We start from the raw sequence: 21914 nt of genomic DNA, 5'->3' as shown, positions 1-21914 counted from the left end.
GTCCTCATCTCCTTTACTTTCGATTCATCGTATGATTCAGCTCCTCAGCTTGCTTGCGATAGTACCAGCTGATGGCGAACCAGGATATCGTGTAATTGACAATATAGATACCAAGACCGATCAGCAGCGGCAGCGGCCGGAGCGGGATCCATTGGGCCCATAGATTGACTGCGAAGAACACCGTCAGCGTCAGGCCGAAATGCGTCGCCAGCTGCCGGAGTGGACTCCAGCGCTCATATTCGAATAGGAAAGAAGAAAGACCAAACGTAATGCCGAGCAGCATATTGCATGTCACATGCACCCAGAGCTCTTGGATAGCGGGGCTCTTCCCTTGAATCAGCAAAGTGGTAAGAGCAATAAACGTGACAATGGACGAAACGCCGAACCCGCCAATGATGCGGAACAATACGTTATGCATCGCCTCTGCCACCTCCTCCAAGAATCAGCCGCTGCTTCAGCTCGTTCACGTACCCCCGGGAGACGTATTCCTTGCTGCCGGATTTGAAATGGACGCAAAGGTTGCCGTTGAAGACAAGCTCGAAGCGGTCGATCTGATCCAGATTGCCGATGACCGACTTGGAGAACCGCTGAAACCGGCTCTCCTGCAGCAGCTCTTCCACTTCATACAGCTTCATCTTCAGCTCGATCTGCTGCTGCTGCCGAACCGCAAACACTTTGCGCTTCTCTGCGAACACATAATCGATCTCGGCCGGATCGAGGAGGATCGACCGTTCATCCTTGGTACCTACCAGCCGCTGGGGCTCGGCAGCTTGGAGCCGCTTCATCAGCGCGGCCAGCTCATCCGTCCATACCTTGGCCTGGATGATAATCGTCGGCTCCTCATGTTCATCGCTAATATCGATTTTGATCTTCAACGGGATCCACTCCCTCTGATATAGAGTGTACCTGCTCTGCGCTCACCTGACGCGGATGGCGGGATGACCTGCAGGTGTCGATGCACAAGCCGTAGAAAACGCGTCCTGTCCTGCACGTTCAAAAACCCTTCGGCCGCTGATAGGGCCAAAGGGTATGCGCGGATCTACGCCAGCAGTCTCTCCAAAATGTCATCCAGGGCGATGGCCTGCTCACGCATAATACCGATGCCGCGGTCACGGCAATAATCGATCGCCTCGCGCCGGCTCCGGGTCATGACCCAGGGCAGCGGCTCGCTGCCCCACTGGACGGCACCCGGGATATCCGCGGTAACTGATGCGTGCTGCTGATCCAGCCACAGGCGCGACCATGCAGCGGCGAGACCGTCCTTCTCGAAGGGACCTTCCAACCGGCCGTTCCGCAGCAGCAGGATATAATCGGCGAACTGCCGGATATCCTCGATCGCATGCGTCGCTAGGAGCAAGGTTTTCTCCTGGGCTTCGGCGTCCTCTGCCAGCATCCGCTTCAAGTGGCCGCGCCCGGCGATATCCAGTCCGTTGGTCGGTTCATCGAGAAGCAGCAGCGGGGTGCCGGCGCTCAGTGCAAGCGTTAGAGCAGCCTTCTTGCGGTCGCCTTGCGAGAGCTTGCCGTACCGCATGGATAGCGGCACCTGGAAGGCGGCAGCCCGTCGGGCAAAATCCTGATCGTCCCAGCCAGGGTACCAGCGGCCGATCATCTTGGCCATATCCTCCAGTGTGAAAGGCTCGCAGCCAATGAGCGGCTCCGGGGCATAAGCGATCTGTGCTTTGATAGCCGCGTCGTCTCCCACATAAGGAGCGCCGAAGATCTCCAGCTCGCCGCCGAGCGGCTTGGCCAGGTTCAAACAGATGTTCATCAATGTCGTCTTGCCCGACCCATTGGGACCGACCAGCGCGTAGGCGAGTCCCGGCTCCAGCACGAGATTGACCGGTCCGATGCGAAATGTCTCTCGCTCTGCGACGAGCTCATGCATACGCAGAGGAATCGCTGATGTCATGACTGATCTCCCCTCTCCTGCTTGCGGTCCATCATTACCGACTCAAAAACTTCCCTTGTCCGTTCATCCCCGTTTCCCAGCCGACGACTCATCTCGATCGCCGCACGGAACGCCTGCTCCAGACCATCCTCCGCTACCTGCCGTTTCTCCTCCGCCTGCACCTCCGCTACAAAAGTGCCCTTTCCCTGCGCCGACTGGATCAGCTTGCGCTGCTCCAGGTTCTGATAGGCCCGACTGACGGTAATCACGCTGCAAGATAACTCGCCAGCCAATGCCCGTATAGAGGGCAAGGGGGTTCCCGCCTTCAGATGGCCGCTGACGATAAAAGCCGCCAGTTGCTGCTCGATCTGGTGATAGATGGGCTCCCGGCTGTACTCCGAGAGCTGGATCGGCAACGGAGCTTCCTTAGCACTCATATCACGCCAACCCCTTCCGGGTCAGGCGTCGAGCAAGCAATCTCTGGATCAGCAGCACGTTGCCAGCCCCGATCGCGAGTACTGCCGGTCCAAGCCACGGATGGTCTGCTGAGGCAGCGATCGTCCAGCTGTAGATCGGCTGCTGCAGCGCATAAGTCGCCCAGGCGATGATGGCAAAAAGGCTGATGACGAACACTAAGGAATAGAGCAGCACCGCCTTACCGCTGAAGCCGAACTCCAAATACGGATTGAGCGCGTTGAAGATCAGGGCAAAACCGATCCAAAGCATCAGAAAGACAGCATAGTCTCCCGCTGACCAGAGGTTCCCCAGATCCGGCAGACTGGCGAAGAGGAACATGCTGCAGAAACCAATCATGGCCACCGCAAAGCAGATCAGCATATGCAGCACGCGGCTCCACGCTATGACATCGGTCGGAATTGCCCACATCCGGTAAAAACGAAGGCGCTTGAGATAGGGCTCGTCAAAGCCCGTACTCCAGAACATGTATTCCTTGGTAAAGGTTTGCGACCCGAGCCAGGGCAGCAGAGCCAGCAGTACAAAATCAAGCGGACTGATGAGCTGCAACCAGTCAGTGGATCCTATCTGCTGCTCAGTAACTGCGCGGGCAACATGAGAGCCGAACATCCAGCCGACCAGGCTGGATACTATAAACGTTAAGATTAGTGTGACGATCCGGGCTTTAAATTCATTCCAGGTCAACTTCCCGATATAAGCCAACATGCAGTCTCTCCCCTGTCCGTTCATAGCACTGTTCCCTATTATACGTGGTTGGCTGTATTTCCGAAAGTCAGGACGAGTACCGGAGCGCCTAGGCCTCGCGGATGAAACCGATGCCGTAATAGGCGAATACCGCCAGCAATACTGTCCAGAACACCATGCCCAGCGTCAGCCAGAACGTGACCGGGCCGCGCGGCGCCCGCAGTCCCATGGCGATGGCAGCGGCGATCTCGGTGCCAATGAACAAAGGACCGGCCACAGCCAGGCCAGGCAATCCGTACTTCACGAAGATATGATGCGCCCGTTTCCACTTCTTGCTCTCCGTGACTGGAGCCTGGCCCTTGCGGGCCTGCCTGCGTTGGCGCCACTGCTGGAGCCGGTCGAACAAGAAGATGACGAGCAGCAGCACGACCAGATTGCCGAGCAGCGCGGCGACCGTCGTCCATATCGGATCCAGTCCGAGCCCGATCCCCAGGACGGCGACCACCGAGGACTCCAGCCACGGCAGCGCGGAAAGCACAAAGACTGCCAGATACGTCCATTCTCTAAGATATTCTTCTATCATGTTAACCACTCCTCAACTGTTATTGTGTTATAGTGTATATATTAATATATACAGCAAAACAGTTGATGTTGTCAACAAAAAACCGCCAGATCCGTAACGAGGTATTCCCCGAAAGGTTCTGACGGTTGTGCAGTTGGCTGCTAATACTAAGCCAGCTCGCGTTCCCAGAAGCGGTGCTGGGTGATAGCGCCCAGGAATTCCTGGGCGAAGTCCTCGGCTGCCGAAGCCGTAATAACGCCCGGCTGGCCCTTGAGCGATTCCTTCTCCAGCAGCTCCTCGCCGGCATACGAAGCGCCGATCGGCTTGGCATGGGCAAAGGCCTCGCGAAGGAAGTAGCGTGTCTCCTCTTCGAATTGCTTGTCGCCGCGTCTGCTCCCCACGACATAGATCGCATCGAAGATGACGGAATCCGCGGTCTGGAACGTATGATCGATCTCCAGCTCCTGGCCGTTCGGCCCCTGGATCGGCACCAGCTTGCTGCTGATGACCTCGGCCTGGACGCCAGCCAGCCCCATCGCCTTCAGCACTTCGCTCACTTGCTCGGTTGGCGCGTCGCTGTCCAGGATGACGCCGACCTTGCGCGTGGCGGCCGCCATCGTCGTGTTCAGCTGGCTGAGCGCAGGCGAAGCCTTGGTTACCGTGCTCTCCTGCGCTTGCGGCGGCTTCGCTCCGATGTTGTCCGCCACCTTGGTCATCATCTCGCTGCTCACATGGCCGAACATGTCGACCACCTGCTGCCGCACATCCTTGCTCTTCACCTTGCCCAGCTCAAAGGAGAACGCCTGGATGATATGCAGCTTCTCCGGATCAGACATGCTGTTCCAGAACAGCCGAGCCTGCGAGAAGTGGTCCTTGAAGCTCTCGCTGCGGGCGCGGATCTTGTGACCCTCCACCCGCTCCTGATAGTGGGCATACCCGCCCTCGGCTTCCGATACGGGAGCGGGCGTGTTGCCGGCCAGCGAGTTTTTGTGGTAGCTCACTTGGCCCCGGTTGATCGTCTGGCGCCCGTAGCCATCACGCTGGTTGTTGAAGAACGGGCAGACCGGCCGGTTGATCGGCAGCTCATGGAAGTTCGGCCCGCCCAGCCGGATCAGCTGCGTATCCGTGTAGGAGAAGAGCCGGCCCTGCAGCAGCGGATCGTTGGTGAAGTCGATGCCCGGCACGACATGGCCCGGATGGAATGCCGCCTGCTCCGTCTCGGCGAACACATTGTCGACGTTGCGGTTCAGCGTCATCTTGCCGATCAGCTTAACCGGCACATCCTCCTCCGGCCAGATCTTGGTCGGGTCGAGCACGTCGAAGTCAAATTTGAACTCATCCTCCTGCTTGATCAGCTGCACGCCCAGCTCGTACTCGGGATAGTCGCCATTCTCGATCGCTTCCCACAGGTCGCGGCGGTGATAGTCGGGGTCCTTGCCGGCGATCTTCTGCGCCTCGTCCCACACCTGGGAGTGGACGCCGAGCACCGGCTTCCAGTGAAATTTGACGAAATGGGCTTGTCCTTGCTCGTTGATAAACCTGAATGTATGTACGCCGAAGCCTTCCATCATCCGGTAGCTGCGCGGGATCGCCCGGTCGGACATCGCCCACATCACCATGTGCGCAGACTCTTGATTATTCGCCACAAAATCCCAGAACGTATCATGCGCTGCCGATGCCTGAGGCATCTCATTGTGCGGCTCCGGCTTGATCGCGTGTACGAGATCCGGGAACTTGATGGCGTCCTGGATGAAGAACACCGGGATATTGTTGCCTACCAGATCATAGTTGCCTTCCTGCGTATAGAATTTGGTGGCGAAGCCGCGGGCATCCCGCACCGTCTCCGCTGAACCGCGCGATCCCGCTACTGTCGAGAAGCGGACGAACACCGGCGTTTTAACCGCAGGATCCTGCAGGAATCCGGCTTTGGTATATTCTTTCATGGATTGATACAGCTCAAATTCGCCATGGGCGGCATAACCGCGTGCATGCACGATGCGCTCGGGAATCCGTTCATGGTCGAAGTGGGTCATTTTTTCCCGGAAATGAAAATCCTCCAGCAGCGTCGGTCCCCGCTCTCCGGCCTTCAGGGAAAATTCGTCCTCGGCTACTTTCACCCCTTGGTTGGTTGTCAGGGCTTGACCTTGATCGGTAACCTTGTACTGCTCCAGTTGCTCCTGCTTGCGGTTGACGGCTGACTTGCGATCGCTCATCATGCACTTCCTCCCTTGGTTCAGATTGGCATCAGACGATATGGACAGACTACATGCCATTACCCTTGCCAGTCAGCATTCAATCACTGATTCGATTCATGACAAACTGTTGTCAGGAAGGGTCTGGTATACTTCTGTTTGAGGATTGAGCAATTCGTAAGACATGCCGGCGCGCCGACGGAGTATACTTAAGGTAGTCATACATTGGGATGGAGGTCATTATGCAAACACATGTATATCAGGAAGAGTGGGCCATCGAGGCAACAGGACTGGTCAAGCGTTTTGGGGATCTGCGGGTCGTCGACGGGATCTCGCTCAAGGTTAGGAAAGGGTCCATCTACGGGTTCCTCGGCCCCAACGGCGCCGGCAAGACGACGACGATCAAAATGCTGGCGACGCTGCTGCAGCCTGACGGGGGAACGGCTACAGTCATGGGGCATGATCTGCTCCGCGATCCGGACGGGGTGCGACAGTGCATTAGTCTGACCGGCCAGTTCGCTTCGGTGGACGAGGAGATGTCCGGCCGCGAGAATCTGATCCTGATCGCAAGACTGGTCGGCTTCTCCCGTCAAGGCGCGAAGCAGCGGGCCGTGGATCTGCTGCGCGCATTCAGTCTGGAGGACGCGGCGGATCGTCAGGTCAAGAAATATTCCGGCGGGATGCGCCGCCGCATCGACATCGCCGCCAGCATCGTCACGGCGCCGGATCTGCTGTTTCTCGACGAGCCGACGACCGGTCTCGATCCGCGCAGCCGCAATCAGGTGTGGGATATCATCCGGGCGCTGGTGAGGAGTGGTACGACGGTCTTCCTGACGACGCAATATCTGGAGGAGGCCGACCAGCTCGCTGACCGGATCGGCGTCATCGATCACGGGAGGCTGATCGCCGAAGGCACCAGCAGCGAGCTCAAGGCGATGGTCGGCGCCGGCCGGCTGACCGTGCATCTGCAGTCGGAGGATGATCTGCCCTCAGCACAGCGGGTGCTGGAGGAGATCACCGGCGAAGCGGTCGAGGCCGATCCGCGGTCGCACCGTCTGGTGGCCCAGATCGGCAGTCACAGTGACGCCGCAGCGGCGCTCAGCCGGCTGGTGACCGACGGCATCGCGATCACGGACTTCTCGATGGGACAGCCGAGTCTGGACGAGGTATTCCTCACGCTGACAGGCAAGCCTGCAGCGGCGGAGAAAGGGGGCGAGGACCATGTTGATCAGGCAGGATAGCGAAAGTGCGGACCTGGAGCAGGTTCTCTCGCTGAAGCAGCGCCCCAAGCGGCCTAGTGCATTCAGCGCATCCATGACGCTCGCCTGGCGGGCGCTGCTGAAGATCAAGTATGTGCCGGAGCAATTGTTCGACGTGACGGCCTTTCCGGTCATCTTCCTGCTGATGTTCACCTATTTGTTCGGCGGAGCAATCTCCGGCTCGACAGGCGAGTATCTGGACTTCGTCCTGCCCGGCATCCTCGTCATGACGGTCTCGATGATCACGATGTATACGGGGACGGATCTCAACAAGGATATCCAGAAAGGCATCTTCGACCGCTTCCGTACTCTGCCGTTCTGGCGTCCGGCGGTGCTTGTCGGTGCGCTGCTGGTGGACACGGTCCGCTATCTGCTGGCCTCCACGATCATGATCGGACTCGGCTATGCGCTCGGCTTCCGCCCGGATGGGGGGTTCGCCGGATTGCTGCTGGGCGTGGCGGTGCTGCTGGTGTTTGCCTTCAGCCTGTCATGGATCTGGACGCTGCTCGGACTCGTCGTACGAACCGAGAAGGCCTTGATGGCGATCAGCATGATGGTGCTGTTCCCGCTGACCTTCCTCAGCAGCGTGTTCGTCGATACGTCGACGATGCCGGGCTGGCTGCAGGCGCTGGTGAACGTCAATCCGGTCACTCTGGTGGTCGACGCCGTACGCGGTCTTGCCCACGGCTCGGCGACGGGCGGCGAGGTGACGATTGTACTGGCGATATCGGCCGGGCTGGTCATTGTCTTCGCGCCGCTGACGATGTACTTCTACAATCACAAGAAGTAGGCGCCTCACATCTCCCATCCCGGACGCAACAAAACAAGCCTGCCCGAGACAAACCAGGCAAGCATTGCATTGTATGAGCCTAAGCGGGGGAGCAGCCAGCCAGGCTCCCTACTTCATGCCCGCCAGCAGCTTCGTCAGCTTCGGCTGGAGCTCCCACAGATGATAGTTCGCCTGCGCGTAATACACCGCTTCCTTGTCGTCACCCATCCCGAAGTACTCCGGCGTTTGCTTGGGAAGCCGCTTCTTGCCGAGCAGATAGGCCGGCACATGTCTGTTGGCAACCAGAGCTCGGCGCAGCAAGCTTTTGACCCGGGCAGCTGACTGTCCCAGACCGTGCTCGGCCAACACGCGGCTATACGAGAACCATGCACTGGAATCATACTCATAGGTGTTGATCAATTGCAACGCCTCATCATACTTGTGCTCTTCCAGGTACGCCAGCAGCAGCAGGTCGCGCACGCCCTGGTTGTCATTGGGATTAAGCTCCAGCATTTCTTCGTACTGACGGATCGCTTCCTCCTGATTGAACATCGACGCACAAGCCTGCGCGTAATCCATCTTGGCCCGCATATAAGGACGGGTATCGATATCCATCCAGAAATGGCCATGTGCCTCCTCGAAATGTGCTTCGCCAAGTACACGTTTTGCGGCCAGCATCCCTTCCCGGTAATAATAAGCCGCGACGCGCGGATTGGGAGCCATATCGCCGAGCATGCTGTAAGCCTCCGCTTCATCGGCATTGGCCTCGATCGCTTGACGGGCCAGCTCGGCTTTTCTGGCAGGCTGGCGCTCGGCCATGGCTTGTTGGATCAGCGAGGCCGACTTGCTCGCCTTCGGGCCGCGCTTCGCCCCCGCTTTACCAGCCTCAGCCAGCGACAGGCCGCCGTTCTCCAACAACTGATTCATGAATGCCTGCGCATCCTCCAATGTCTCAAAGTCCTGTTCCGCCATGAGCTCCTGCATAGCCTTCATCTGCGCTTCCATCTCGCGGCGCGCGCCCTGCAGGTCCACATCCCCCATAGGTTCCTGTTCTATTTTATCGACCCAATCGGTCATAAAATACTCAAACAATTGTTGACTCTTGTTAGATATCGACGTTACCGACACACCGTATCTGGCTGCCAGCTCCGCTTGGGTGACCATGGTACCGGTCTGATCGCTGAGCACCTCCTCCAGCGCGGCCGGGAACACAGACTTCTTACGGATGATGGGCGCCGTATCGGAGGCAAAGCTGTGCCACAAATTGATCACAGTCAGGATGTCTTCGGGATCGAAGCGGCCCGAAACCTTACTTACAAATAGCTCAGCTACCTCAAGATGTACCGGATCTTGCCAATCCAAGTGTTCGTGTAATACTGCATCAATATTTTCCTCAGCCACCTTTGCGGGGCCAATGCGTGTCACATTGCTCTCCTGATCTTTATCCAGACAGCATTTTTTATATTTTTTCCCGCTTCCGCAGTGACATGTATCATTTCTACCGAGTTTTTGCATGGCCACCGACCAACCTTCCGTTCGACAAGTTTGTCGATAGTCTACCACAGCTCACCGATATTTTGCATGCTTCACTTGACTTGCGTCAGGCGTCCAAGCGGTATGGGTATGCTACAATAAGGACTACTGATCTACAAAAGAGGAGGCTGAATCGATGAACACGGCAACTGATGATGAGATCAAGGAGCGGCTGACACGCCGTACCGTCAAGCTCCCCGATGGCACAGCCGTCCCCGTTCTGGGTCAGGGCACTTGGAATATGGGCGATAACCCAGAGCGCCGGGATGAAGAGATCCGGGCTTTGCAGACGGGTATCGAGCTAGGCATGACTGTGGTGGATACGGCGGAGATGTACGGCGAGGGGCGGTCGGAATCATTGGTCGGCGAGGCGATATCCGGCAGACGCGATGACGTGTTCCTCGTCTCCAAGGTGTATCCCCACAACGCCGGAGGCGAGCGTCTGATCCGCAGCTGCGAGGCCAGCCTGCAGCGTCTCGGCACAGACAGACTCGACCTGTATCTGCTCCATTGGCGCGGCCGCATCCCGCTTCAGGAGACGATCGAGGGCATGGAGCAGCTGGTCGCCGATGGCAAAATCCTGCGCTGGGGCGTATCAAATCTGGACATCTCCGATATGCAGGAGCTCCTGAAGCTGCCAGGCGGATCCGCTTGTGCCGTCAACCAGGTCCTCTACCATATCGCTTCTCGGGGCATCGAATATGAGCTGCAGCCGTGGCTGCAAGAGCATCGTATACCCGTTATGGCTTACAGCCCGCTTGCCCAGGGCGGTACTCTGCGGCGAGGGATGCTGGAGCACCCGGAAGTACTTAGTATTGCAAAGGAATATAAAGTAACACCATCTCAGCTCATCCTCTCCTGGACGATCCGCGATCAAGATGTGCTGGCCATCCCCAAAGCCGGGAGCTCGGCGCATGTCCGGGACAATGCTGCCGCCGCCTGTATCGCGCTGACCGAGGATACACTGGCTAAGCTGGATGCCGTCTTCCCTCCGCCGACACGCAAAGAGCCGCTGGATATCATCTAGCGGCTCCCCTGACCTTCCTCTGGCACCTGCATTCTAGCGGTTTCTAGCGGCTCCTTGCTCTTCCTTCGTCATCTGTACCGCAGCCTTGTAGCTGCCCGGTGTATGCGCAGTATATTGCTTGAACACTTTGTAGAAGTGGCGGATGCTCTCATACCCGACGCTGCGGGCCACCTGCTCCACAGTAGGCTGCTGCGGATGGACGAGCAGCTCCTTGGCCCGTTCGATCTTGACCTGGTTCAGATAGTGCACGAAGGTCATCCCCGTCTCCCGCTTCAGCACGCTGCAAAAATAGTTGGGGTGGATCCCCAAATGCGAGGCGACGTCCTCAAGCGCCAAATCATACATATAATGCTCACTCACGTAAGCTTTGAATTTGCTGATCAACGGCAGCTCCGCCGCCGCCGGCACATCCGGGGGGCCGGGATCATCCTTCTTGGCCTCCATGATCTCGAGCGCCTGGCGGTTCAGCACCTCGAACAGCTCGCGGTGCTGGATCGGCTTGAGCAGATAATCCTCTACCCCGAGCCGCATCGCCTGCCGGGCATAGTCGAACACATCGTAGCCGGAGAGGATGACGAATCGTTCCAGCTGCCGCTGCTGCGCCTCGCGGATCAGGGCCAGCCCATCCATCTCCGGCATCTGGATGTCCGTGATGAGCAGATCGTAGGACTCCCGCTCGATATGCTCCAGCGCCTCGAAGGCATCGCAAGCGCAGTCCACTTGCGTGAACAACGAACGCTCTGCGGTTATCATATGCTTCAGTCCATTTACGATGATCGGTTCATCATCGACGATCAGCAGCTTCAGCATGTCCTTCGCCCCCTTTCTTGATCAGCCGGATCCGGAATACCGCACCGCCCTCTCCGTCCTCCAGCGTGATTCCTGTCTCCTGGCCGTTGTAAGACTTCAGCCGCTCATGTACATTGCGCAGTCCGATACCCAGCCGCGCTTCCTCCTCTTTGCCGCTCCGGCCATCGAGCATCCGCCGGATGAGCTCCCGTCGCTCCGCCGTCAGCCCCGGTCCGTTGTCTCGTATCTCGATCAGGTAATGCTCCTCCTGCTCGCTAACCGTGATCTCGATGACGCCCTGCCCCCGCTTCTTGCCCAGTCCGTGCAGGATGCTGTTCTCCACGATCGGCTGCAGGATCGAGCGCGGTGTCCGGACGCCGGAGATATCCGCCTCGACCCGCAGGTGGAACTGCAGCCGCTCGCCCATCCGCACCTGATGGATGCCGATATAGTCGCGGACATGCTCCAGCTCGTCAGTGAGCAGCGCCTCGTCCCGGTTGCGGACCAGACTGTAGCGCAGCAGGTTGCCGAGCGAGGAAGCCACCTCGGCCAGCTCCTTCTCCCCTCGCATGAGCGCCATCATCCGCATCGTCTCCAGCGTGTTGTACAGGAAATGCGGCTTGATCTGCGCGTGCAGCATCTTGATCTCCGCCTCCTTCTTGAGCATCTCGGAGCGGTGATAGTCATGGGTCAGCTCATCCATCCGCCGGATCATCGCATTGTAGGACTGGATAAGGAAGCCGATCTCATCAGAGCCGCTGGTCCCGGCGTAGCCTGCAATCTTCGGGTCGTCTACCCGCTTCAGATGCCGGGAGAACCGGATGATCCGGTTCGTCATCGACGAGCCGACGGCAAAATAGCACAGCGACAGAATGGTCAGTAGCAATACGCCTGCGCCGATCAGCCGCCACTGATCCGCCCGGATGTCCAGCAGCGAGGCGACCTGGCTCATCCGGACGATCACGAGATCAAGCGCCGCTACGCGTATCGCATGGACCAGGTAGGCATCGCCCGCTACGAAGAAGCTCCGGATGCCTCGCTCGGGAGCCTGCGAGGCCATCGCTGTCAGCTCTCCTGCCAGGTATCCCGGCACCTGCTGCTCATACAAGCGTTCACCGCTGCTGCCGACAACCGCCCAATAGGCGACCTCCTCCTGCGGCGAGGAGCCTCCCAGTTGGCCGAACAGCCGCTGATTCACCTCCACGGCAAGGAAGCCCAGCGCTTCTGTATACGTGTCGTTATACAGGTTTTTGATATAGTGGACTCTGGGCAGCCGCCCCTCTGCCGCGTCAGCGACCCACCGCCCCTGATTGGGACGGAGGGCCTGGATGGCTGCTGCCGGCAGGGGACCGGCATATCCGCTGAACGATGCGAGATCCGGCTCAAGCGACAGCACATCGCCGCTATGCATATAGACGCTCATATGCTCGATAGCCGGCACGCTCTGGAGGGCAAAGCTGAAGGTCGGCCTTATATCATTCTGATACGTGTAGATCATCTCCCAATCGGCCTCGTACTTCCCTCCAAGGTAGCGGATGAGCGTGTCGTTGTTCTGGAAGAGGGAGTGGACGGACTCGATCTTCAGCATCTCGATCTCCAGATTGGCGAGCGACTGATCCATGAACTTCTCCTGATCTATAAGGTACTGGGATTTCACATTCTCATACATCTGATGATAGAAGTAGAAGCCGAACAGCGTGAACGGGATAAAGACCAACAGGACATAGCCGATGATCAGCTTGGGGACGATCCGCAGATGCCGCAGCTGATCCGCCCATTGCCGAAGCGCTTTCATCTCCCGTCCTCCTCCCCGTCTGCTCGTTTTCCACCAGTATAGCATACCCGTCTCGTTGCCCCGGAGAAGAGGGGAGACAGGCGGTCCCTTCCCTCGCTATGGACGCCAAAGGGGAGACGACCCGTGGTCTTCTCCCCAAGCAATGAACTTGCGAGCTGCATGCTTACTGAAGATGCTGTTATTGCATTGCAGACTGCCTAGCGGTGATCAGGATCCGGCCAGCTGTGCATTGGCTTCCTCATAACGCTCGTTGGCCCATGCCTCCAGCCGCTCCAGACCGATCCGATTGGCCTGCTCGACCATGGCATCGTAGGCCGCCGCTGCCGCTTCTTCCGATGTTGCCAGCAGCACCTTGCTCTCCTCGCTCTTGATCATTTCCTGGATATTGGTCAGCACGACCTGCTCGTCTGAATCCGCATCCGGCGCTACCAGCCCGATCGCAGGCATGAACTGGGTTTCGTCCGTGACGACCTGATTGGTGCGCGTCGCATCGGTGTCCGGTTCATACAGCGCGCGCATCTCCGTCGTCGTCGAGCCGATCAGCAGGCCCCAGTAGAAGGCGCCCCGGGCCACGCGCTCGGCATCATCCATCGTATTATATTTGAATACGGGGTAATCGCCATCCGGTGCATATTCCCAATGCTCGCCTTCAATGCCCCACAGCGCCAGCTTCTGGCCTTCATCGGATTGAAGGAACTGCATCAGCCTGATGGACGCTTCGGGATTTTTATTGCCTTTGGTGATGAATACGCCTTGCCAGCCGACTGCCGAGTTGACGATCTTCAGGTTATCCGTCAGACGTACCGGCAGGTTCACGAACGTGTAGCCGCCCTGCTCCTTGGCAGCCGATGTGAGCTGATCCGAGCCCTGCGTCGTCCAGGAGAAGGCGAATCCGGTGCCGTTGAACATCAGCTGCTTGCCTTGATCTTCCGACTTGTAGGCATAATTCTCCGCCCGGATGAAGCCTTTGCGGTACAGGTCATTCATGTACAGATACATGTCCTTGTACGCAGGCATGTTGAGTGAGTACACCAACTGGCCGTCCACATCGTTGAAGCCGCTCAGCGCCCCGAACTGCTGCTCGAAGTACGCGCGGTGCCAGTTTGGCGGGTTTAAGACAAGCGGGATCATGTCGGGATACGTATCCTTGACGGTCTGGAACAGTGCCGTCAGGTCCTCCAGGGATTGGATCTGTGGATTGCCCAGCTCCTCCAGGATGTCCTGTCGTACTGAGATGCCGCCAGTATACAGCAGCGCTGTGTCCTTATACTCTTCCCACTCGGCTTCCGTCGAGAAGAAGTTGCGGATCGTATAGAAATTGCCGTCCTCTGCCGTATTGACGCCTATACGCTCCTGCTCCAGCTCCCAGTCCGGAGCATACTCGGCAATCAGGTCGTTCCAGGCGAGTGACAGATCCGGATCGGACATCCGCTTCACCTGGCCGCTGGTGGCCACCAGATCCGGCAGATCGCCCGAAGCAATCATAACCTGCAGCTGCTTGTCATCGGTGGCGACGGTTACATTCAGATGCACGCCCGTCTTCCTGGTAATCTCCTCAGCCACTGCGCCAGACCATTCCTTGATCGGCCACCAGGTCTGATCGACGAACAGATCCAGCGTCACTTGCTCCGGCGCGTCGCTCGTCTCGCTGTTATTGCCTGGTGCGGCAGGTGGATGATCTGCATTGCCGTTATTGCCCGGCGCTGCATTGTTGCCGGCGCATGCCGACAGCAGCAGCACCAGCAGACTGGCCGTGATGAGCCAGGCCGACCCCTTTTGTACTTTTCTCATATCGGACAACTCCTTCGCATAGTATGAACACCCTTAGAAACACTTATTTATGAAAGTCCGCCTCCCGGATCCCGGGCACCCGAGTGGGACGGAACCTGTCATCAGCAGCCTGTCAGCCTTTGACTGAGCCTAACATCATCCCTTGCACAAAGTACTTCTGAATAAACGGATACACACAGATAATCGGGAAGACCGAGATGACCATGGCCGTTGCTTGTGCCGAGAATGACGTCACCTGCATGCTGCCGGCATAAGCGGCGCCGATCGTATCGGTATTGATCATCGTCTGGTTGATAACCTCAATCATGCGGTACGCCAGCGTGCGCAGACCTTGTCCCTGGACGAAGTAGGCGGAGTCCAGCCAGGCATTCCACTGATTCGACCCGAGGAACAGACTCATCGTCGCCAGCAGCGGCAGCGAGATCGGCAGGATCATCCGGAAGAAGATGGTCATCTCGCTCGCCCCGTCCATCCGTGCCGACTCGCCGATCTCCTCGGGAATCTCCCGGAAGAAGGAGACAGCGATCAGCAGGAAGAAGAGACTCAGCATCGTTGGCACGACGTAGACGGCAAACGTATTGAGGAGACCCAGACCGCGCAGCACGACGTAAAATGCGATCAGCCCGCCCGAGATATTCATCGCGATGACGACGAGCAGAAAGTAGAAGCGGCGGAACAGCAGATATGGCTTGGACAAGCCATAGGCGACCAGGCAGGTGAAGATGACGCCCAGCAGCGTGCCGACGACGGTCCGTGCCACCGTGACGAAGAAGGCGTTGACCCAATGCTTGTCATTGAAGAAGTAGATATAGTTATTGAGCGTAAATGCCCGGGGCAGCAAGTACAATCCGCCGCGTGCCGTATCCTGCCCGAGGTTGAAGGAAGCGATCAGCACATAATAGAACGGATACAGCGTAATCAATGCTACGAGGGCAAGCAGCAGATAATTGATGGTGTCGACAGTATAATCTTCTCTCGTCTTGCGGGCCATACAGGCAGCTCCCTTCCGTGCCGTGGTCAGTACAGGCCGGTGCCTGATACGCGCTTGGCGATAAAGTTGCTCGTGAGAATAAGAAACACGGCGATAATGGACTGCACAAGATCAATAGCGGTTGCAAAAGCAAAACGTCCTTGCGCCAGCCCGACATTAAAGGCATACGTCTGGATAATCTGCGACTTGTCATTGTTAATGGAATTGCCCAGCAGCATCGACTGTTCGAAGTTGGAGCCGACCAGTCCCCCGCCCAGCATACTGCCGATGGACAGAATCAGGACGACGACAATCGGTCCCCGCATACCCGGCAAGGTCACATGCCAGATGCGACGCAAGCGGCCGGCACCGTCCAACTGTGCTGCTTCGTACAGCCCGGGGTCGATGCCTGCGATGGCGGCCAGGAAAATAATCGTCCACCAGCCTGCTTCCTTCCACACCGCCGTACCGACAGCTAATCCCCAGAACGAATCCGGGTCGGTCAGAACCCGCAGCGGTTCGTCGATGATACCGAACGAGAGCAGCGCGTGGTTGATAATCCCGATCTCCGTCGAGAAGAAGGCATACGCGATGCCGACAACGACGACCCAGGAGATAAAGTGCGGCAAGTAGCTAAACGTCTGGACGAGCCGCTTGACAGCCGCCTGCTTGACCTCTGTAATCATAATCGCCAGCAGGATCGGCACCGGAAAGGCAAAGACCAGCTTCAGCAGGCTGATCGCAAGCGTATTGCGCACCAGCATCGGGAACCGGTAGTCATTCACCAGCTCGTGAAAGTACTTCAGTCCGACCCATTCACTCGTAAAAATCCCCGCGATGCCGGTCGATATTCGGTAATCCTTAAACGCCATAATAACGCCAAACATCGGCGTAAAGCTGAATACCAGCAGGAACGCCATGCCCAGCCAGACGAAAATCTGGATCGTGAGCTGCTTGCGCAATTGCCGCCCCAACGATAGCTTGGAGCCGCCCCCTTGAGGTTTGATGTCTTGAACAGCTGGGTTCGTCTTCATGGTTTCCCCTCCTGCCTCTGATTATAAAACCGCTTACACTCCCTGTATACGGGTCATACTTCGGATCAGGTATGCTCTATCTTAAGGTGCCGTGCGGTGGGCAAAAACTTTTTTGATAAACCAGGTGCGTTGTGATATAAATCACATCCTCTCCCCTTGTCTCGATATATACTAAAGTCAGAAAGAGAACGAAGCAGCCAAACATACCGGCAATGCCCAGCAGAGAGCACATCCTCACAGCTGAAGATCCAGGGCCGGAAGGAATCCAGCAAGCCGCTGTTTCGGTCAATCATATAGAGGGAGAGTGAAGGTCATGAAGAGATGGTGCAAACATCCTCCGCTGACAAGGTTCTATTCTAATACCAGACTTTGTGATTAAAATCACATAATCATCGAAGAAAAGCCGCTAAACTCAAGTTATAAGAAACCTAACCACAAAATACAAATTGGGAGTGAATGATCATGATGAACTTTTGGAGAAACAACACGTGGGCAGCCGGTATCCTGACGGTGATCCGTATCGTGCTCGGATATGCTTGGCTGACAGCGGGATGGGGCAAAATCACCGGCGGATTCGACGCCACAGGCTACCTGACCAACGCCGTCACCAACCCGGTCCTCGACAAAGCGACTGGCGCGGCCGTCTACCCGACCTACAACGCCTTCATTGAAAACTTCGCCCTGCCGAACGTCAAGCTGATCAACATTATGATCCCTTGGGGCGAGCTGCTCGTCGGACTTGGATTGATCCTTGGCACACTGACCGTCACCGCCGCCTTCTTCGGACTCGTGATGAACTTCATGTTCCTCTTCGCCGGAACCATCAGCACTAACCCTTGGCTGGTCCTGCTGGGAGTCCTCGTCGTCACAGCCGGCGCCAACGCCGGACGCTTCGGACTTGACAGATACGTCCTGCCGCTGCTGAACAAAGGCGCAGGCAGACTGTTCCATCGCAAGGGCGGCAACACCGGCGCCGGCGCCGGACCGGTCATCCCGCAAGAGAGATAACGCAAGCTTCACCCAGAGGGTGCTGCCGACCAGGCAGCATCCTTTTTTGTCTGGGCTTCTCCAAGCGTATGGTATAATGCAAGGTGAAACGGCTTCGCCTAAGAGTTTTGCAAAAGCAAAACTGGCTTCGTAAGCACACGGCGCAGCGCGTTTCATTCCCGAGAAATAGAAGCCAAGTAGGTAGGAGAATCATATACTTGTATTTTAAGATAAGCACCTAGCGGGAAACAGCTTGCTCTCCGAACTGAAAGCTGAGGGGAAAGTGCGTTGCAGCTCAGCGACCGGCCGCCTCCGGCGCTCTAAGGGAAAAAAGTGCGTTGCAGCTCAGCGACCGGCCGCCTCCGGCGCTCTAAGGGAAGAAAAGTGCGTTGCAGCTCAGCGGACGGCCGATTCCGACGCTCTAAGGGAAGAAAAGTGCGTTGCAGCTCAGCGGACGGCCGATTCCGACGCTCTAAGGGAGGAAAAGTGCGTTGCAGCTCAGCGGACGGCCGACTCCGGCGCTCTAAGGGAAAAAAAGTGCGTTGCAGCTCAGGAACCGATTCTTGGTTATGCTCATCAGTTATAGCCTGACTCCTAGGAATCATAGATAATACTATAAAGCAAAAATGACTTCGTCTTCCTTCTAGGAGGTGCGGAGAGCTTAAAGGAGGATGATTATGTCCTTATATGAGCAAGTCGGATATCTGAGCAAAGTACAGCTGCTCCGGGACCGGGTGCCCTCATTCGGTGACTATCCCTTCCATCTGGATGCCGTTCGCGGGTTGGATACCTTGGCATGTCATCCGAAGGTCACGTTTCTGGTGGGGGAAAACGGCGCAGGCAAATCAACCCTGATCGAAGCGATTGCCGTCGCGCTCGGCTTCAATCCCGAAGGCGGAACGATGAACTTCTCGTTTGAGACGGCGCGTACCCACTCTGTGTTAAGCGACTACCTTCGTCCTGTGCGGGGGCCAAGGCGGCCGCGGGACGGCTTCTTCTTCCGGGCCGAGAGCTACTACAACCTGGCCACCAATATTGAGGAGCTGGACCGGGAGCCCACCTGTGCCCCGCCGATCATCGACTCTTACGGCGGACGCTCGCTACACGAGCAGTCGCATGGCGAGTCGTTCTTCGCCACCTTCCTGCACCGGTTCGGCGGCAAAGGCCTGTATGTAATGGACGAGCCGGAGGCGGCGCTGTCGCCTTCACGGCAGATGGCCATGCTGGCCCGCATGCATCAGTTGGTGGAGCAGCAGTCCCAGTTCCTCATCGCCACCCACTCCCCAATCCTGATGGCTTACCCGGACGCCTGGATCTATCAGTTGGATGGAGACGGGATCCGGCGCGTTGCCTGGCAGGAGACGGAGCATTATATCGTGACGAAGCAGTTCATGAATAATAGTGAGCGGATGCTGGGGGAGCTGTTGGCGGGGGACGACGTGTGAGATGCTGGGGGGCCCCTTCCCTTCAGATCACATCAAATAGCCAGGCTGCACCGGACATCGGTAAAGCCTGGCTCTTCTACATTTACAATACCGGACACGTCGTCAGGCGCACGCCGATGCCGCTTGGGTCGCGGAAATACCAGCCGTCCCCCTTGGTCTCCACTGCAATGCCCGCCTCCTCCAGCCAGACCAGGATATCCTCGATGTGGCGGACATCGGGGTTGACGATGGTGTAGTGCGCCAGTCCCGGGGTCTTCTCCGGCGTCGGCGGCGCACCCACGCCCGCCCATGTGTTCAGGCCGAGATGATGATGATAGCCGCCGGCGGCAACGAAGAGCGCTGATGGGCCATAGCGCAGCTTCACGCTGAAGCCCAGCAACCCGCAGTAGAAGCGCTCCGCCTCTGTCAGATTACGCACATGCAGGTGCACATGCCCCATCCGGGTGCCAGCGGGCATGCCGGTCCACTGCCGACCCTCGGCCTCGCGCAACAGCCCGTGCGCATCCAGCGCATCCGCGCTCATATAGATCTGCCCGCTCTCCAGCATCGACCATTGCTCCACCGGGCGGTCCCAATAGATCTCAATCCCGTTGTGGTCCGGATCCGACAGATAGAGCGCCTCGCTAACATCATGGTCTGCGGAGCCTAGCTGAACCCCGCACTCTGCCAGCTGCCGGAGCACGAGCCCCAGGTCGCTGCGGGTTGGCACCAGCAGCGCGAAATGATACAAGCCGCTGGTCGTCCGCGGCCGGATCTGCACCGCATCCGCAATCTCCTCCAGCACGATCAGCGGATGAATGCCATCTACCGTCAGCCGAGTCAGGCCGTCATACCGGTTGAGCACGCGCAAACCGAGCACATCGGTATAGAATGCCTCCGAACGCGCCATATCGCTCACCCGCAGCTGTACAGCGCCCACTTCGGTTCCCGCATGCGTTCTCGGCTTGATCGCCATCGCCGGGCCACCTCCACTCGCGCCCATCTTAAGGCAGCGCCGGGGCCAGCGTCATGGCCGAGCCGCGAAAGCCCTTGACCTTATCCATGAACGCCTTGACCCGCTTTTCGTCAACCGCATTTTCGAACACGCCATCCTTCTTGAACGTCGTGCCTACCACCGCGCCGTCCGCAACCGCCAGCTGGGTCTCTACATTGTCCAGCCGCATGCCCGTATTGGCGAGCACAACTGTCTGCGGCACTGTATCCTTGACCCGCTTCAGCAGTTGCGTATCGGTCTCGGCGCCGGCGATCAGCCCGGAGACACAGAGCGCGTCAGGCCGGTTGTTGAACACCGTCGAGCGGGCGATGCTCTCGATATCCCGATGCGCCAAATATTGCGCCGCTTCGGGGACGATGTTGAAGAGCAGCTTGACATTCGACGCGCCCAGCGACTTCTGATGGCGGATCGTCTCGCCGACCTTCGTGTTCCACAGGCCGAAATCACTGGCATACACACCTGTGAAAATCTCCCGCACGAACTGTGCGCCCGTGGCCGCCGCCAGGTCCAACGATTTCTTGGCATCCCACAGCACATTGACGCCATAAGGAATCCGGATATCCCGCATCAGCTCGCCAATGACGCGGGCCATCGCCGCCACCGTCTCGGTCCGGACATCGGTCAGATACGGCAGGCTGAACTCGTTGGAGAACATCACCGCATCGACGCCGCCATTTTGCAGAGCCAGCAGGTCAGCCCGGGCTGCCTCCACCACATAATCCATCCCCCTCGCTTCGTCGTAATGCGGATCGCCCGGCAATGGCTGCAAATGACACATGGCGATGATTCCCTTGTCGACACCGACCAACTCTTGTAACCAATTCATACAAATCTCTCCCTCGATTAAATGTGGACTGCTGCTGATTGAATGATAATCTCGTCAAGCGATTCGAGAATCACACTGGCGCAGGGAAGCATCCGCTCCGCCATCCCCGGGTCATCCGGGATTCCGATACCGATACAACCCGCCGTGCAGGCCATCTCCACATCGACAAAGGAATCGCCGAGCATGGCGATTCGGGAGAGCGGCACACCGGTCGTCCTCGAGATCAGCTGCAGCATATCGGGATGCGGCTTGCCGTGCTCCACGTCAACCGGCGTCACGATGCACGTCAGCCACTCGATCGGCACATAACGGCCGACCGAGCGGATCGTGCGGTCGTAGTCATCCGATGTCGCGATGCCAAATGGGATAGCCGCCTGCTGCAGGCGGCAGAAGATGTCAGGAAAGCCGCGCTTCGGCTGCAGCGCGCCTGGCAGGTCAAACTGCTCATCCGATTGTTGGAACGCCTCTGCCGCCCGCTGACGAGAGACGCCCCAGTCCCCACCCGCTGATACCTTGAGCAGCGACGCGGTAACGATGATCTCTTCCTGTGGAGGTGCCAGGGCAAAGATGCCGCTGGGGTTGATGTCAACCGCCGTCATACCCGCTTGTGTGATGCCCATGAGCTCGCACCATTCGGCCAACCCCTCCTCACCCAGCAGCGGCTGCAGCACCCGCATCCGCGCCTCGGCCAGACGCTGCCAGAAATACCGGGCGTCAAAGAGCAGTCCATCCTTGTCGAAGATAACCAGATCGATCTCGAATTGCTGTTCCTTCATTCGAAGTACAGCCATGCTACCATCTCCTTTTGCACCACAGGCATAATTGATAGCTGCCCCAGACTCGTTTGTCTCGCTGCATGCCAATCATTAGAACCAACGCGGCCGCCGTACACCAG

At 58.0% G+C, this 21914-nt stretch carries 21 protein-coding genes and 1 pseudogene; 5 read left to right on the top strand and 17 right to left on the bottom strand.

Translation table 11 applies throughout. The features are described from left to right. Nucleotides 1-13 precede the first annotated feature (13 nt). From ABC336_RS16310 to ABC336_RS16280, 7 genes are all read right to left on the bottom strand, one after another. Complete coding sequence (locus tag ABC336_RS16310) at nucleotides 14-418, bottom strand: DUF3021 domain-containing protein (protein ID WP_413239632.1); 405 nt, start codon at nucleotides 416-418, stop codon at nucleotides 14-16. Then, a complete protein-coding gene (locus tag ABC336_RS16305; RefSeq protein WP_413239631.1) occupies nucleotides 411-875 on the bottom strand; it encodes a LytTR family DNA-binding domain-containing protein in 465 nt (154 codons plus the stop codon). Before ABC336_RS16305 ends, ABC336_RS16310 begins: the two co-directional genes overlap by 8 nt. 164 nt (nucleotides 876-1039) lie before the next feature. After that, nucleotides 1040-1909 (bottom strand): ATP-binding cassette domain-containing protein, encoded by an 870-nt coding sequence (locus ABC336_RS16300; protein WP_413239630.1) that lies wholly within the window; start codon nucleotides 1907-1909, stop codon nucleotides 1040-1042. Further along, complete coding sequence (locus ABC336_RS16295; protein WP_413239629.1) at nucleotides 1906-2325, bottom strand: GntR family transcriptional regulator; 420 nt, start codon at nucleotides 2323-2325, stop codon at nucleotides 1906-1908. The genes ABC336_RS16300 and ABC336_RS16295 overlap by 4 nt, the downstream gene beginning before the upstream one ends. A gap of 1 nt (nucleotide 2326) precedes the next feature. Beyond that, nucleotides 2327-3067 (bottom strand): hypothetical protein, encoded by a 741-nt coding sequence (locus ABC336_RS16290; RefSeq protein ID WP_413239628.1) that lies wholly within the window; start codon nucleotides 3065-3067, stop codon nucleotides 2327-2329. 88 nt (nucleotides 3068-3155) lie between these two features. Then, on the bottom strand, nucleotides 3156-3629 hold the full coding sequence (locus tag ABC336_RS16285) for a small multi-drug export protein (protein WP_413239627.1): 474 nt from the start codon (nucleotides 3627-3629) through the stop codon (nucleotides 3156-3158). Nucleotides 3630-3775: 146 nt separating this feature from the next. Beyond that, a complete protein-coding gene (locus ABC336_RS16280; protein ID WP_413239626.1) occupies nucleotides 3776-5824 on the bottom strand; it encodes a catalase in 2049 nt (682 codons plus the stop codon). A gap of 218 nt (nucleotides 5825-6042) precedes the next feature. Here ABC336_RS16280 and ABC336_RS16275 point away from each other — a divergent pair, with 218 nt between their 5' ends. Continuing rightward, the gene (locus ABC336_RS16275; protein WP_413239625.1) at nucleotides 6043-7041 is read left to right on the top strand and encodes an ATP-binding cassette domain-containing protein; all 999 of its coding nucleotides are present in this window, start codon (nucleotides 6043-6045) and stop codon (nucleotides 7039-7041) included. Further along, entirely contained in the window at nucleotides 7022-7849 is an 828-nt protein-coding gene (locus ABC336_RS16270) for an ABC transporter permease (protein ID WP_413239624.1), read from the top strand. The genes ABC336_RS16275 and ABC336_RS16270 overlap by 20 nt, the downstream gene beginning before the upstream one ends. 108 nt (nucleotides 7850-7957) lie before the next feature. On the opposite strand, the gene ABC336_RS16265 is transcribed toward ABC336_RS16270, so the two are convergent. Continuing rightward, nucleotides 7958-9253 carry a tetratricopeptide repeat protein gene (locus tag ABC336_RS16265; RefSeq protein WP_413242663.1) on the bottom strand — a complete coding sequence of 432 codons (1296 nt, stop codon included), beginning with the start codon at nucleotides 9251-9253 and terminating at the stop codon, nucleotides 7958-7960. A gap of 21 nt (nucleotides 9254-9274) precedes the next feature. After that, nucleotides 9275-9343, bottom strand: a pseudogene (locus ABC336_RS16260) (SEC-C metal-binding domain-containing protein); the annotation flags it as partial. Nucleotides 9344-9497: 154 nt separating this feature from the next. On the opposite strand from ABC336_RS16260, the gene ABC336_RS16255 reads away from it, so the two are divergent. After that, nucleotides 9498-10388, top strand: coding sequence for an aldo/keto reductase (locus ABC336_RS16255; protein ID WP_413239623.1), 891 nt, complete (start codon nucleotides 9498-9500; stop codon nucleotides 10386-10388). A gap of 33 nt (nucleotides 10389-10421) precedes the next feature. Here the strand turns inward: ABC336_RS16255 and ABC336_RS16250 are convergent, their stop codons facing one another. The 5 genes from ABC336_RS16250 to ABC336_RS16230 all read right to left on the bottom strand — a co-directional run bounded on the left by ABC336_RS16250 (nucleotide 10422) and on the right by ABC336_RS16230 (nucleotide 16767). Further along, nucleotides 10422-11198, bottom strand: coding sequence for a response regulator transcription factor (locus tag ABC336_RS16250; protein ID WP_413239622.1), 777 nt, complete (start codon nucleotides 11196-11198; stop codon nucleotides 10422-10424). After that, nucleotides 11173-12972, bottom strand: coding sequence for a sensor histidine kinase (locus ABC336_RS16245; protein WP_413239621.1), 1800 nt, complete (start codon nucleotides 12970-12972; stop codon nucleotides 11173-11175). The genes ABC336_RS16250 and ABC336_RS16245 overlap by 26 nt, the downstream gene beginning before the upstream one ends. A gap of 207 nt (nucleotides 12973-13179) precedes the next feature. Further along, complete coding sequence (locus tag ABC336_RS16240; protein ID WP_413239620.1) at nucleotides 13180-14763, bottom strand: extracellular solute-binding protein; 1584 nt, start codon at nucleotides 14761-14763, stop codon at nucleotides 13180-13182. A 112-nt stretch (nucleotides 14764-14875) separates the two neighbouring features. Beyond that, nucleotides 14876-15754, bottom strand: a complete 879-nt coding sequence (locus ABC336_RS16235) for a carbohydrate ABC transporter permease (protein ID WP_413239619.1) — start codon at nucleotides 15752-15754, stop codon at nucleotides 14876-14878. Between the two features lie 26 nt (nucleotides 15755-15780). Further along, nucleotides 15781-16767 (bottom strand): ABC transporter permease, encoded by a 987-nt coding sequence (locus tag ABC336_RS16230; RefSeq protein WP_413239618.1) that lies wholly within the window; start codon nucleotides 16765-16767, stop codon nucleotides 15781-15783. Nucleotides 16768-17229: 462 nt separating this feature from the next. On the opposite strand from ABC336_RS16230, the gene ABC336_RS16225 reads away from it, so the two are divergent. Further along, entirely contained in the window at nucleotides 17230-17775 is a 546-nt protein-coding gene (locus ABC336_RS16225; protein WP_413239617.1) for a DoxX family membrane protein, read from the top strand. Nucleotides 17776-18431: 656 nt separating this feature from the next. Next, complete coding sequence (locus ABC336_RS16220) at nucleotides 18432-19199, top strand: AAA family ATPase (RefSeq protein WP_413239616.1); 768 nt, start codon at nucleotides 18432-18434, stop codon at nucleotides 19197-19199. Nucleotides 19200-19281: 82 nt separating this feature from the next. Here the strand turns inward: ABC336_RS16220 and ABC336_RS16215 are convergent, their stop codons facing one another. From ABC336_RS16215 to ABC336_RS16205, 3 genes are read right to left on the bottom strand one after another with little or no spacing between them, the layout of a single operon-like run. Beyond that, entirely contained in the window at nucleotides 19282-20154 is an 873-nt protein-coding gene (locus ABC336_RS16215) for a VOC family protein (RefSeq protein ID WP_413239615.1), read from the bottom strand. A 28-nt stretch (nucleotides 20155-20182) separates the two neighbouring features. After that, nucleotides 20183-21019, bottom strand: coding sequence for a BtpA/SgcQ family protein (locus tag ABC336_RS16210; RefSeq protein ID WP_413239614.1), 837 nt, complete (start codon nucleotides 21017-21019; stop codon nucleotides 20183-20185). Between the two features lie 17 nt (nucleotides 21020-21036). After that, nucleotides 21037-21810 carry an HAD family hydrolase gene (locus tag ABC336_RS16205; protein ID WP_413239613.1) on the bottom strand — a complete coding sequence of 258 codons (774 nt, stop codon included), beginning with the start codon at nucleotides 21808-21810 and terminating at the stop codon, nucleotides 21037-21039. Nucleotides 21811-21914: the final 104 nt, after the last annotated feature.

It is taken from the genome of Paenibacillus jepli (assembly GCF_047238105.1).
In the GTDB taxonomy this organism is placed as follows: domain Bacteria; phylum Bacillota; class Bacilli; order Paenibacillales; family Paenibacillaceae; genus Paenibacillus_D.
Note: the sequence above shows the minus strand (reverse complement) of the source record. Positions and strands in the feature narration are given on the sequence as shown.